The organism is Nocardia sp. CC213A (assembly GCF_030766805.1).
Classification (GTDB): domain Bacteria; phylum Actinomycetota; class Actinomycetes; order Mycobacteriales; family Mycobacteriaceae; genus Nocardia; species Nocardia otitidiscaviarum.
This window is the reverse complement of the sequence record NZ_JASFXA010000016.1, coordinates 1-13541: the sequence shown is the minus strand read 5'-3', so window position 1 is coordinate 13541 and position 13541 is coordinate 1. Positions and strand designations below refer to the sequence as shown.

At 69.6% G+C, this 13541-nt stretch carries 7 protein-coding genes; 1 reads left to right on the top strand and 6 read right to left on the bottom strand.

Annotated elements, in window-relative coordinates; translation table 11 throughout:
* Positions 1–127 precede the first annotated feature (127 nt).
* The gene (locus QJS31_RS25935) at positions 128–3427 is read right to left on the bottom strand and encodes a (Fe-S)-binding protein (RefSeq protein WP_306357966.1); all 3300 of its coding nucleotides are present in this window, start codon (positions 3425–3427) and stop codon (positions 128–130) included.
* A gap of 384 nt (positions 3428–3811) precedes the next feature.
* Between QJS31_RS25935 and QJS31_RS25930 the strand changes: the two genes are divergently transcribed.
* Positions 3812–4486: a hypothetical protein gene (locus QJS31_RS25930; protein ID WP_282782664.1), complete on the top strand. Its 675-nt coding sequence runs from the start codon at positions 3812–3814 to the stop codon at positions 4484–4486.
* Positions 4487–4852: 366 nt separating this feature from the next.
* Here QJS31_RS25930 and QJS31_RS25925 read toward each other — a convergent pair whose 3' ends face one another.
* The 5 genes from QJS31_RS25925 to QJS31_RS25905 all read right to left on the bottom strand — a co-directional run bounded on the left by QJS31_RS25925 (position 4853) and on the right by QJS31_RS25905 (position 13371).
* Positions 4853–5695 (bottom strand): NRDE family protein, encoded by an 843-nt coding sequence (locus QJS31_RS25925; protein ID WP_282782666.1) that lies wholly within the window; start codon positions 5693–5695, stop codon positions 4853–4855.
* 158 nt (positions 5696–5853) lie between these two features.
* Positions 5854–7179 (bottom strand): S1 family peptidase, encoded by a 1326-nt coding sequence (locus tag QJS31_RS25920; protein ID WP_282782668.1) that lies wholly within the window; start codon positions 7177–7179, stop codon positions 5854–5856.
* Positions 7180–7291: 112 nt separating this feature from the next.
* A complete protein-coding gene (locus QJS31_RS25915; protein WP_306357965.1) occupies positions 7292–8656 on the bottom strand; it encodes a S1 family peptidase in 1365 nt (454 codons plus the stop codon).
* A gap of 105 nt (positions 8657–8761) precedes the next feature.
* A complete protein-coding gene (locus QJS31_RS25910; protein ID WP_306357964.1) occupies positions 8762–9880 on the bottom strand; it encodes a hypothetical protein in 1119 nt (372 codons plus the stop codon).
* A gap of 50 nt (positions 9881–9930) precedes the next feature.
* Positions 9931–13371, bottom strand: coding sequence for a LuxR C-terminal-related transcriptional regulator (locus tag QJS31_RS25905; protein ID WP_306357963.1), 3441 nt, complete (start codon positions 13369–13371; stop codon positions 9931–9933).
* Positions 13372–13541: the final 170 nt, after the last annotated feature.

The following is a 13541-nucleotide window of genomic DNA, read 5'->3' as shown; positions in this document are numbered from 1 at the left end:
GTAGGTTCCGGCAACTCTTCAGTCAAGGGCATGTCCCAGTTCAGCCATTAAAGTTTGCTGGCCAGCAAACATTTCGAATGAAAAGAGCCCGGATCCCTAGGGATCCGGGCTCATTCACCAGCGGTGATCAGCTCTTGCGGCCGGGGGCCTTCGCAGTGGACTTGAAGCCCAGGCCGCCCGGCTTGGCGGTCGGCGGCTTCACAGCGCCGTTGCCCTCGGACGCGCCCTTGCCCTCGGCGGTGCCGTTGCTGTCCGAACCGCTCTCGGCGGCCTCCGGCTCGGCGGGCGCGGCGGCCGGAGCGCCGGCTTCCGCCGGAGCCGAATCAGCCGCAGCCGCAGGCGCTTCGGCCGCCGGGGCGGCCTTGGCGCCGGGAGCCTTCGGCCCGGGTCGCTTCAGCCCGGACTTCATGGCCAGACCCTTGGGCGCGATGGAGGGCTTCGCCTCGGCCGGTGCGGCAGCGGCTTCGCCCGCCGACTCCGCCGGAGCGGGCTCCGCCGAAGCGGAATCAGCCGGTGCGGCGGTGTCTGCGGCGGGAGCTGCCTTGCCGGGGGCCTTGGGGCCGGGTCGCTTCAGGCCGGACTTCATGGCCAGGCCCTTGGCGGCGACGGTCGGCTTGACCTCTCCACCCGCGGGCGCGACCGGCTCGGCATCCGCGGCCGGTTCGGGCGCGGCGGATTCGGCGGCGGGCTTGGCGCCCGGGGCCTTGGCGGCGCCCTTCATGGCCAGACCCTTGCCGCCCGGAGCCTTGAGGCCGCCCTTCATGGCGAGCCCGCCCGGCTTGGCGCCCGGGGTGGAAGCTTCCGTGGCGGGAGCGGATTCGGTCTCGGCGGATTCGGCCGGGGCGGCCTTCGCGCCGGGAGCCTTCAGTCCGCCCTTCATCTGGAGTCCCTTGCCCGGTGCCTTGGCCGGACCCTTCATGGCCAGACCCTTGGCCGGAGCCGCAGGCGCTTCGGAAGCCTCGGCGGGAGCGGCGCTCTCGGCCGGGGCGGCCTTCGCGCCCGGGGCCTTCAGGCCGCCCTTCATGGCCAGGCCCTTACCACCGGGAGCCTTCGCACCACCCTTCATGCCCAACCCACCACCGGCGGGCTTGGCCGCGGCAGGAGCCGTCGCGGCCTCGGCCGTGACCGGCTCGGGTTCGGGCTCGGCGACCGGCTCGGGGACCGGCTCCCGCTTGGGCTCCTGCACCACCTTCAGATTCTCCGACAACGTCGCGGGCTCGACCCGGTCGATGGCCTGCAGCATCAACTGCGCCACATCCACCACCTCGACACCCTGACCGACCTCGCCACCGTCCTTGCGCGCGGTCACACCATCGGTGAGCATCACCCGACAGAACGGGCAGCCGGTCGCGATCATCGACGGCTCATTGCCGCCCTTCAGCGTGTCCAGGGCCTCGTCCACGCGATCGATATTGATCCGCTTGCCGAGCTGCTCCTCCATCCACATCCGCGCACCACCGGCACCACAGCACATCGACCGCTCGCCGTGACGCGGCATCTCCACCAACGACGACCCCGACGCCTCCATCAACTCCCGCGGCGCGTTGTAGATCTTGTTGTGCCGCCCCAGATAACACGGATCGTGATAGGTCACGTTCTGCGCCACCGGCGACACCGGGATCAGCTGCTTGCCCCGCACCAACCGGTTCAGCAACTGCGTGTGATGCACCACCTCGTAGGTGCCACCCACCTGCGGGTACTCGTTGTTGAGTGCGTTGAAGCAGTGCGCACAGGTGACGACGATCTTCTTCTTGGCCTGCTCGACACCCTCGAACACCGAGTTCAGCAGTTCGATGTTCTGCATCGCCAGCTGCTGGAACAGGAACTCGTTGCCCGCGCGGCGCGCCGAATCACCGGTGCAGGTCTCCTCCTGGCCCAGCACCATGAACTTCACCCCCGCCGTGGCCAGCAGCTCGGCGACGGCCTTGGTGGTCTTCTTGGCGCGGTCCTCATACGCGCCCGCGCAGCCGACCCAGAACAGGTACTCGTAGCCGTCGAAGGACTCGGCGTCCTGCCCGAAGACCGGGATGTCGAAGTCCATCTCGTTGATCCAGTTGAGCCGGTCCTTGGCGTTCTGGCCCCACGGATTGCCCTTGTTCTCCAGGTTCTTGAACAGACCCGCGAGCTCGGAGGGGAACTCCGATTCGATCAACACCTGGTAGCGCCGCATATCGATGATGTGATCGACATGCTCGATATCGACCGGGCACTGCTCCACGCACGCACCACAGGTCGTGCACGACCACAGCACCTCGGGGTCGATGATGCCGTGCACGTCCTCGCCGCCGACCAGCGGACGGTCGGCCTCGGCGCGCGCGGCCTCGGAGATCTTGGCGAGCTTGGCCTCGTCGGGCTTGCCCTCGCCGTCGACCAGGCCGATCTCGTCGCCGCCCATATCCTTGCGGCCACCCGCGAGCAGGTACGGAGCCTTGGCGTAGCCGTGGTCGCGCAGCGACATGATCAGCAGCTTGGGCGAGAGCGGCTTGCCGGTGTTCCAGGCCGGGCACTGTGACTGGCAGCGACCGCATTCGGTGCAGGTGGTGACGTCGAGGATGTCCTTCCAGGAGAAGTCCTCGAACTTGCCGACGCCGAAGGTGTCGTTGTCGGGGTCGGCGGTCTCCATATCGATGGCCTTGCCGCCGGACATCATGGGCTTGGCCGCGCCGAGGGCGACGTCGCCGTCGTCCTCACGCTTGAAGTAGATGTTCGGGAACGCGGCGAACCGGTGCCACGCCACACCCCACGTCAGGTTGCGGCCGACCAGCAGCAGGAAGAGGCTGCCGGACATCAGCTTCACGAACGCGAAGATGGAGATCATGACCCCGCTCGCGGGGAGCAGTTCGGCGACTCGCATGGTGAAGAAGTCGGTGGCCGGGTTCGCGTGCCCGTAGGTCGCGATCTTGCCCGCCTTCACCAGGATCATGCCCAGGCCCTCGACCAGGACGATGGCCTCGATGGTGTACGCCGGACCGAACTTCGAACCGCTGAACCGCGACAGCCGCTCCGGCATGCGCGGGTGGTTCAGCTGGCGAATGACGATCAGCGTGACGATGCCGACGACGGTGCCGATGCCGAGGATCTCGTCCCACAGGTGGTAGACCGCCCAGTCGCCGAAGATCGGCCAGTGGAATTCGGGGTTGAACGTTTGTCCGTACGCCTCGAAGAAGAGGATGAAACCGCCGAGGAAGCCGATCATCACCAGCCAGTGCGCCCAGCCGACGGTGCGGAATTTGTTCATCCGCGTGTGGGCCAGGAACTCGACGAGCATCTGCTTGAAACGCGGGAAGAACGGCCGCCAGCGATCGGGCGCGGGCTGGCCGACCATGACGGTGCGTGCGATGTTTGCCACACCGCCGACGAACGACGCCCAACACAAAAGACTGAGCGTCGCTCCGATCGCGCCCAGCGTCACTGTCAGGGCATTCATGTCGCGACCTTTCTTCGGGCTACGAGCCTGCGCGGGGTTGGCCTGCTCCAACTCCGGTGTGCACGTATCTTAACGAACGGTAAGTTACCCGCCGGTAACTTATTCGTCCAGAGCTTTCCCGCACTGTAAATCGCGACAAATCCGGAACCCAACCAAGGGTCGGCTAACTTACACAGCTCACAACCGTCGCCGAGAAAGGAATGTCGCATATCACCACTTGTTGGACTAAGCTCACGCTGTCCGTTGTGCTGTGCGCATCTTCACACTGCTCGGGGAGGTTCTCGCTGACATTCGCGCCCCACGCGCGAACGTGTCACGAGGGAAGCGTGAGCTCTCGCGGTGAGGATGCGGCAGCGGAGACCTGATGATCGATTGGATAACCGAATGAAGTTTCGCGGCACCATTGCGGCGGCTGCCCTGGCGATCGGCGCATTGACCGTCGGTTCCACCGTCGCACATGCCGAAGAGGCGCCCGCGCCTCAGGATGTGAGCTACTCCGTCAAGCTCGTCGACAAGACCATTGTCGCCACGCTGAAGAACGGCACGTTCGAGCTCACCGAGGTCGCGGTCGAGGGTGGGGAACCCGAGGACAAGCAGACGATGGTGAACGTCAAGGACACCCAGGGCGCCACCCTCATCTCGTTCCCGCTGGCGTTCGATATCGCCGGTTCCGAGGTCGAGGTGAAGTCGGAGCTCAAGAACGAGGACTCGGTGCTCGAGGTCGTTCCGGAGGCCCCGGCCGGCTTCCAGCCCGGCACCCAGCCGCTCACCGTGCAGCCCATCGCGTCGCCGATGGAGGATCAGCGCGCGATGAACAGCTTCTCGAGCCAGTTCGGTATGGCCACCGCCATCGGCGGCTTCGTCGGCACCGCCATCGGGGCCATCATCGGCTGCATCGTGACCATCCCGGCCATGTGCGTTCCCGGCCTGGTCGCGGGTGCGGGCATCGGCGGCATTCTCGGCACCATCGCGGTGGGTGGGCCGACCCTGATCGCCGCGGGACTGGAGCTCATCCAGACCCTCCAGGCGGCCCCGGGCACCACCAAGTGGGCCAACTGACACCGCATCCGTAATACGCGTACGGCCCCGTCTCCCCGCGGAGACGGGGCCGTACGCGTTAGCACGCACCTGCCGTGCGGTGGGTCGCCCTCAGACAGACGAAACCCCTTATGGTCTGCGGAATTCGCACACCATAAGGGGTACTCCCCGTGGTCGGGTCGAGGCTAGGCGCCCCAGTTGCAGGAACCGGCGGCGCCGCCCGCGGAAATGGTGCACATGGACTGCAGGAGCTTGAGCAGCATTCCCGCGACACCGGTATCGCCTGCGATGAAGAGCATGAGGTACCTCGAAAGTTCGTATGTGCAAATGACTCTGGCGCGTACAGCGCCAGCGAATCGGTACCTTACCTAGATTTCGGGTTTTCGCCTAGTTCGGGTCGAGACCGATGCGACCGCTGTAACTCCGGGTGTCCCGTTCGCGGCCGAACCTGCCGAAGCTGCGTTCGACCATCTCGAAGCCGCCGTCCTCGCGCACCAGCAGCACCGTGCTGCACCGGGTGCCATGCACGGTGTGGGCGATGAAGCGGGCGGAGGCGGTGCGCTCCATGCGGCGGCCGAGGCCGGTGTCGGGGAGTTCGGTGTCGAGGGCGCGGGTGCGGTCGGCCAGGACCCGGAGATACCCCTCGATATCTCCGGGCGTGGACTCGACCACCGACCGCAGCGCCCGGACGCCCTCGCGGACCTTGGGCCACGCGGGTCGTTCGGTACCGGTGCGGATGTCGCGGGAATCGGGTTCGGCCGAACCCACCACCGCGTCGTTGGAGATACCGTGGAAGCCCGGGGCGAGCTCCCGGGGCGCGGACCCGCTGCGATTGCTGTGCCACCACAGCGTCTCCAGATCCGACACCACCAGGTTGTAGCCGTTGTAGTCGTCCGGTTCCGCCGCCACCGCGCGCACGGTCTTCTCCGGACCGACCTCGCCGCGCAGGTAGTCCATCAGCAGCGCGCCGCGGGAACGGACGTCGGTGCGGTTCTCGCCGGGGCGCCGCACATTCGTCACCGTCGCGAACCGCCGTCCCGCCGGAGACACTCCGAGCCAGGTTCCGGGGATCTCACCTCCGGCTCCGAGGTCCCGTCCGGCCAGCAGGTCCGGAGCCTCCGGCCACCAGCGCAGCGTTTCCGTTGCCCGCGTGTAGAACTCATCCCGATTCGCGGCCACGATCAGCCGATACTCCGGATGCGCTCGCCACCCGACCAACACCAGACACATATCCCCAGCATGCCGCACGACGGCGGGTCCGGCCTACCGCCCGACGACGCCGATTCACCCCGGAGCGCCGCCCCTGCGCCGCCACTGGGCACCACCTCCCCCGCAGACACGAAAGGCCGGTAGCGCAAGAGCTACCGGCCTTTTCGGGCTTGCCGAGATCAGTTGCGGACGCGCAGCCCCGGGTTGTCGGAGAGCACGACGCTCACCGGCTGGGCGAACAGCTGCGGGGTGTTGCCGGTCAGCAGGCCGATCAGGTTGGGGATCTCGCAGATCGGGTAGTCGGCGACCGAGGAGGCCGAGGAGATGCCCAGCGCCAGGGTGCCGGTGACGATCGGACCGCCGGAGTCGCCCGGGAGGGCGCAGATATTGGCGGAGAAGCTCTGCGTGAGCTGCCGGTCGCCGACCTGCACCACCTGATCGATCGCGTTCACCACGCCGCAGCTGAAGCCGGTGCGCGATCCGGACTTGCAGACCGGAGCGCCGACGACCGGAACCGCCACGCCGGTGACGGCGATCGGGTTGTTGCCCGGCACCCGCACCAGGTTGTTGTCGAAGCGACCCCGCACCTGATCATCGATGGACAGGATGGAGTAGTCCTGGTTGCCCAGCACCGACTTCTGGAAGGTGCCCAGCTTCACGCCCGGTTCGTCGCCGGGCAGCAGCTCGTACGCGCTGGGCGAGTTCGCGCCGCCGGTGGCCGGGATGTTCGGGTTGCAGTGGCCCGCGGTGATGTTCACGGTCCGGCCCGCGCTGTCGGTGCCGTTGAAACCCAGCGAGCAGCGCAGCGACATGCGGCCCGCCACCGACGCGTAGCCGTCACCGGCGGCCAGCGGTCCGCCCGTGGCGTCCGCGATCTCCCCGGCCTTGCGCACGTCGGCCTCCTCGCCCGCCACCGGCGGGGCGGGCATCACGATGACGCGCGCCGGATCGACGAAGCTCGGCAGCGGCAGGTCGGAGGTGTCCGCCCGCACCGCGATGCTGTTGTTCACGGTGTCGATGGCCACGCCGCGCACCAGCTTCGACACCGCCTCCGGCTGCTGCTCCAGCCAGCGCTGGAAGGCGTTCTTCTCACCGCGCAGCACGGCCTCGCTCTTGGCCACGTCGCGCACCTGGAAGCCCGCGTCGGCGGCGGCCTGGCGGGCGGCGTCGAAGTTCTCGCCCTGCGCCAGCGCCACGACGCCCTGTCCGGCCTCGTTGAGCCAGGCGCCGCCGAACACCTGCGGGAACTGCCGCTGCGCGGTGGTGGCGAAGGCCGCCACCTGCTGGGCCAGATCGGCGCGAGCCAGGTACTCCTGCGGGGAGATCTTCAGATCGCGCTGGACGGCATTGATCAGCTCCTGCGGCAGGTTCGGCGCCGGTTCCGCATGGGCGCTCGCCGCCAGGGGTCCGGCTGTCAGCAGCGCAGTGGCCGCGATCGCTGCAGTACGGACGAGGGCGCGCGGTCGACCCGCGGCAGGCGAAAAACGCATACGTGGCAGGAGCATGAGCCGACTATATGGTGTCGAGCCCGTTATGCCTACTTATCTCGGGGTGACGTTTCGGTATTCCGCAGGCTAACGAACGGCGTGTCGGCTTCAAGATCACAGCGTGTCGCCCTCACCCGACGTTCGGGCGGGTGCGCACCTGGATACCGCTGCCCAGTCCGCCGCCGGAATTGGCGTCGATATCGGCCAGAATGGCGCGGATCGGAATGCCCAGGGTGGCTGTTCCACCGTACTGCGCCAGCGCCGTATTGGCCTCGTTGCAGTTCGGCGCGTCGGCGGCATTCGAACCACTGGTGATACCCAGGGCCAGCGTGCCGGAGACGATGGCGCCGCCGGAGTCGCCGCCCAGCGTGCACGCGCTGCTGGCGAAACCGCGAATGATCTTGGAGTCGCCCTCCGCGGTGTACAGCTGCGTCTCCACCCGGTCGGCCACCACGAAACCGCAAGTGAACGTGGAGGATTGACCCGACTTGCACACCGGCGCGCCGACGATCGGATCCGCCACCCCGGTGATGGTGAGCGTGGTGCCGTTCGAGCCGCGCACCGACGGCTGGTCCATGCCGTTGCGCACGGCCGCGTCGTTCAGCTTGATGACCGAGTAGTCCAGCGAGCTGCGCCCGCCCAGCTGCGAACTCACGAAGGTGCCGACCTGCGGGCTGGCCGCCAGGTCCCGCACGTTCGGCAGGTACACATCGGCCTGCTGATCGGCCTTGCCGAAGTTCGGATTGCAGTGTCCGGCACTGATGTTGAGGGCATTGCCGCCCGTGTCGGTGGCGTTGAAGCCGAAGGAGCACACATCCACGCTCTGCAGCGAGGAGTCGCCCAGCGAGGTCGGGGCGCTGATATAGGTGTCGCCGCCCATGGGACGCCGTTCCACCGGGCCGCCGCTGCCCGGGGCGAGCATCACCTTGATATTCGCGATGAGGGTGGGCAGATTCAGCAGATGGCCGACCGGGGTATTGGCGACCGACAGCACCAGCTGGCTGTTGAGGAAGTCGATGGCCACCGAATTGATGGCCGAGGACAGATCCATGGGCAGTTCGGCGATCCACGAATTCAGCTGGCCCATGGCGAATTCCAGATTGTCCGCGCTGACCGGAGCCAACCGGGTCTGATATCCGGCGTCGGCGGCGATCTTGGCGGCGTCCACCGAGGTGACCGCCACGACGGGTTTGCCGTCCTGGCCGAGCCACGCGCCCGCGAATTCCTCGGGCCGCTCGGTCCGGAAATCCCGTGCGTAGTCCCGCAATTCCTGGGCGCGCGTGGAGCGATCCAGATACTCGGCGGGCGTCATACCCAGATCACGCGCAATGGCCTGCGTCAGTTCCGGAGGCAGCTGATCGGCCGAGAGCTGCGGCGATACCGCCTCATCGGCGAGCGCGGGTGCCGCGGCGAACAGGGGGCCGACTAGAACGGTCGAGGTGAAAGCGATGGTGGCTGCTCGAACCGCGGCGCGACGCGCCAAGAACTTGCGCATGGAGTCCCTTCGTAGTGCACCAGCAGACCGCGACACCCCGTGGTGAGGGTTACACCGGTCAGCGCATCACTTTATGCCATAGCGCACAGAAGGTCGCCACTTGTATCAGTTCTCGCCGAGCGACCACGGATCGCTGAAAATGGGCGGCGGCGGGATCTGGAGGGTGGGCAGCTCCGGCGGCCGGTAGATGTACGGCGGCACCCGGGTCGTGGTCGACGGGCGTGTCGCGGTGGAACTCGGCGGCGTCTCGGTGGTGGTGGGCGGCGGTTCCGGCGCCGGCGGCGGGGCGGGTTCGGTTGTCGGCGTTGGCACTTCGACGACCGGCGGCGGGGCGGGAAGCGGGAGCTCCTCGGACGGCGTCGGCTCCGGCGGCACCGCGCCCGCGGTGGCGAAGGGTTCGGACCGCACCTCGCCGCGCGGCGGACCCGGCTTCTCCTCGTCCGGACGCAACACCGCGGCGACGCCCAGGCCACCCAGCAGCAAACCGATCAGGGCCGCCGCGACGGCGATCAGCAGTGGTCCGCGATGGCGGGTGGGCGGCTCCGGGGCCGGCTCCTCGGCCTCCGCCTCGACGGCCGGTTCGGTGGTGGTGGCGGCGGGAATGGCGACCGAGTACGCCTGCGCGGGCGGGTCCGGCACCGGAATGGTGGGCAGCACCTCGGTGACGTCGGAGTAGTTCTCGGTGACCGTGGGATCGGGTGGGGTGACACCCGCCGGAGTGGAGAGCACGGCGGCGAGGGCGGCTCGCGCGGCCTGATAGGCGAGGGACTTGCCGGTGTCGGAGTCGGGCGTGGGTAGGTCGCGCTCGCTGACCAGCACCACCGATTTCAGCCCCAGATAATCCAGCGCCTCGCGGACGGCGCGGATGTTCTCCTCCGGCCATGCGGTCGGATGCGTCGCGTAGAACTCGGCGGGACCTTCGAGATATTCTGCGGCCAGATTGATCAGGCAGAACGCGGCGGTGGCCCACAGATCCTCGGCGCGGTAGGCCTCGCCATCATCGACCGGGATGCCCGCCGGGTCGCCGACGGCGGCGGCGAATCCGCCGATGGAGTGCGTATGGCCGGTCGGCTGCTCGCCGCCCAGTTCGGCGTCACCGTCGTCGGACATGTGCAAGCGCGACTCGCGGACGATGTAGTGCACCGGGAGGGTGGCATCGTCCCCGGTCACGATCGCGGCGACGCATTCGTCGTCCGCGATCCGCAGGCCCACCCCAGTGGCCATCCTCGTTACCTCACTCGGTGCGTGCGGGTCTGGCGTCCGCGCCCCGAGGCTCACACGAGTAGGGACCCGTGGCCCATGGCGCGGAGCATTGACAATAACTCCGATCGCGACCCGGCACCGATTCGACGTCGTATCCGCGCCACATGGTGCTCCACCGTCTTGGCCGAAATATAGAGGCGAGCGCCGATCTCACGGTAGGTGAGACCGAGCAGGACCAGTTCGGCCACCTCCCGTTCACGCTCGCTGAGCACGGCGTCCGGCGCCGGGTCGGGGCGCGGGGCCGGGGTGGGCAGCGGGCGGATGGGCTGCTCGGGCGGGCGGGACTGCACCCGCACGGTCCGGGCCAACTTCAACAGGGCCGTCGCGGTGCCGGAGTCGTCGGCCGTCAGCGCCGCCTCGCTGGCGAGCCGGGCGGCGTCCCAACTGAGACCCAATCCCGCGAGCCGCCGCACCGCCGCCTCCACGGGGACGCGCTCCACCTGGCCGCGCAACACCAGCACCCAGGTGCGACCCGCGTCGGCCAGGGCGGCGGCCTGGGTGTCACCCGCCTCCGCGGCCGCCTTCAACCGGTGCGCGTGCGGCAGCAGCCGGTCGGGGCGCTCGTGCGCGATGGCGGCCTGGATGGCGTACCAGTGGAAGGAGTTCGCCCAGGCGGGCGGATCGCCGAGGCGGCGCAGCAGCCGCCGGGCGTCGTCGACCAGCGCGGACACCCGGCTCTCGTCCCGCAAGCGGATTCCGGCCAGCCACAGTTCGCCGATCGGCAGCAGGGTCAGCAGGTCGGCGCCCACCTCGTCGAACAGGGGTGCGGCGGCCTGCCAGGCCAGGGTGAGCGCGCTGTGATCGCCGCCGCGCCGCGCCAGGCCGACGATCACCGCGTGCGCGAGCAGCCGGTCCCGCGGATCCAGTGCGGCGATATCGAGCTGGTCGACCGCCTCGGCCGCCGCCCGCTCGTCGCCGCCCAGCATGGCCACCCATGCCGCCAGCACCCGCCGCTGCGGATCGGTCGAGCCGCCGCGCAGGGCATCGGCCGCCCGCCTGGGCTCCCCGATGCTCAGGCACAGCAGGGTGGCAATGGACACTGCCGAACAGGGCAGGAACCGATCCCCGCCCGCCTCGGAGGGCGCGAGCCCGGAATGCGCCGCGTGGATGAGCGCCGACACCGCGGCCATTGCCGCCCCACGCCGCGTGTCGGTGTGCACCTGTGGGAAGCCCAGGGCCGCGGTCTCCGATCCGGCGGCGTCCGCGGGTTCGGTTCGAGTGTTCCGGGATGCCCCGGTCGGCCGAACCGGTGCCACGGGTGCGCCGCTTTCCGGGAAGCCCGGCCGTGACTCGCCGCCGGTGACATCCGGCCGCCCGGTAACCGCGTGCGCGGCACTGGACTGTGCGGCCGTGAACGGTTCGACGGTCCGGGCGGTCTCGGACGGTGCGGCGGCCCGTCTGGGTGACGCGGTGGTTCCGGCGTCGCGGAACGATCGTGCCGCGCCGCTGCCCGGGATCGTCTCGGTGAGCCTGTCCCGCTCCGGTGTCGTGAAGGCGCTGTCGTCGCGTGCGGGCATGGAGCTCGCGCTCGAGACCTGGCGTGCGGTCATCGCGTCGCCGCCGGTCGTGGCGTGCGTGCGCACGGAATCCGCGCCGGTCGTGGCGGCGCCGGTTGTGCTGCGGGCGCTCGTGGTGTCGGTGGTCGTGGTGTCGGTGGTCGTGCTGCGGGCGCTCGTGGTGTCGGTGGTCGTGCTGCGGGCGCTCGTGGTGTCGGTGGTCGTGCTGCCGGTGCCCGTGCTGCCGGTGCCCGTGCTGCCAGTGGGCGTGGTGGCAGTGGACGGCGAGCCATCTGCGTGCCGTCGTATCGAATCGTCGTGGAGATGTACTGCTGCCCAATCGGATTCGGCGGCGGATGAGCTGCGAGCCGGGTGGTGGCCCGCCACTGGTTCCTGCGGCGTCGCGGTTTCGGGTGCCAGCTCGGCTTCGGAATGTGCTGTGCCCCCGGGCGGTACCGACTGCTCGGGAACGGCCGCCGCGGATACTCCGGCCCGCGAAGTGCCGGGCGAACCGTGCGTGGGTCGCGGGGCGCGTGGGCCGGGTTCGACCGACTTGGCCAGGGCGGTGGCGATGGTGGCGGCGCGGGCGGTGGCCTCGGTGGGGGGCCAGCGGTCGGCGGAGGCGGAGAGGGCGCGGGCCACGGCGGGGTCGCCCGCGAGGTAGAGCACCGTGGCGCCGACGGCCCAGTCCGCGCCGATGCGGTGTGCACCGAGCCAGGTATAGAGCTGGGCGGCGCGGGAAATGAGGCCCCGGCGGGTCCAGACCCCCGCGCAGATGCGCACGGCGGCGGCCAGTTCCGCGGGCGCGATATCGTCGCGGGCCAGGGCGGGTTCGGCCAGCCGCAGGGCGGTGTCGCAGTCGCCGGCTCGTGCGGCGGCATCGGCCCAGCGCACGGCGATGGTGTTCGGATCGGCTCCGGCCGCCGCGACGGCCGCGTAGTAGCGCGTCGCCTCATCGCCAGCTTTTTCCGCTGCGGCGCAGAGGAATTCGGCGAGGCGCGGATCGCGCACCCCGGATTCGGCCAGCAGCAGCGCGGTGTGGTCGCGCAGCAGCCCGGCGTCGAGGCGGGCCCGCAGCAGGCGGCGCTGCACGCCCAGGAAACGGCGGTCGCCGACCAGCGTGCGCAGCGGGGTCACGGCGGGCGCCAGCAGCAGGTCGGCGTCGGTGATGAGGGCGCTGGCCCGGGCGCGGTCCACCAGATCCTGTGCGGCCCTGAGGTTCACCTCCAGCACCTCGGCCAGCTCACTGGCGTCCAGACCCGCGCCGATCGCCGCCACCACCAGGGTGTCGAGCAACTCCGGATCGGCGTCGTCGAGACGGGCGCGCGCCCAGGACGTGACAGCGCTGTCGACCGCGCCCATGCCGGCGTCCATGCGGGTGGCGCAGGCGGCGGCCAGGGCCGCCACCACACCGCCGTGGATGCCGCCGGTCTGGCGGTGGATGTGCTGGGCGATGCCGCGCGGCACCATCATGCCGAGTTCCCGTGCGAACGGCGCGATCTCGGCTACCGCGAGGGCGCGCAGGTCGACGACGCGTCCGCGCCGAGACACCAGATCGGTGAGGGCGCGCAGGCGAGCGTCGTGCGGGCGCGGGCGGGTGGCGATGACCACCGTGCGATGTCCGGATTCCGCTGCGGCGCAGAGGGCTTCGAACGCCGCATCGGACAGTGTGTGGGCATCGTCCACCACGAGAGCCGTGCGGGCGATCCGGCCCGAACCGGGATGGGTTGTGGTGGCGGGCGATCCGCCGCCCTGGCCGTCGTGCGGGTTGTCCGTCGGCATGGTTCCCCGCGTCCGCAGCCGATTGCGAATGGCCGACAGCAGCGTGGACTTGCCGGTGCCCGAGCGGCCCCGGACCAGGTACAGCAGGGGAACCGAATCCTCGGAGTCCAGTTCCCGGAACAGATCTCGCGTGTAGGGCAACGAGTCGAGCGCTATGGGTATGTTTCCGGCCACGACGATCAACCCCTAGCCGCCCGTGTGGGGGAGGATCTGCTTGGGCGCGTCCAGCACCGAGCCGACGGTGTCGTCCACCCGATCGATGACCCCCGGCAGGATGGGCACGGAGGGCGGCTGCGGCGCGGGCTGCTGCGTCGGCTGCGGCGCTGGTTGCGGCGCTGGTTGCG

Bases quoted from the DNA above. Each gene is read 5' to 3' on its own strand.
- QJS31_RS25935 (WP_306357966.1), bottom strand. From the start codon at position 3,427: ATGAATGCCCTGACAGTGACGCTGGGCGCGATCGGAGCGACGCTCAGT.
- QJS31_RS25915 (WP_306357965.1), bottom strand. From the start codon at position 8,656: ATGCGCAAGTTCTTGGCGCGTCGCGCCGCGGTTCGAGCAGCCACCATC.
- QJS31_RS25930 (WP_282782664.1), top strand. From the start codon at position 3,812: ATGAAGTTTCGCGGCACCATTGCGGCGGCTGCCCTGGCGATCGGCGCA.
- QJS31_RS25925 (WP_282782666.1), bottom strand. From the start codon at position 5,695: ATGTGTCTGGTGTTGGTCGGGTGGCGAGCGCATCCGGAGTATCGGCTG.
- QJS31_RS25910 (WP_306357964.1), bottom strand. From the start codon at position 9,880: ATGGCCACTGGGGTGGGCCTGCGGATCGCGGACGACGAATGCGTCGCC.
- QJS31_RS25920 (WP_282782668.1), bottom strand. From the start codon at position 7,179: ATGCTCCTGCCACGTATGCGTTTTTCGCCTGCCGCGGGTCGACCGCGC.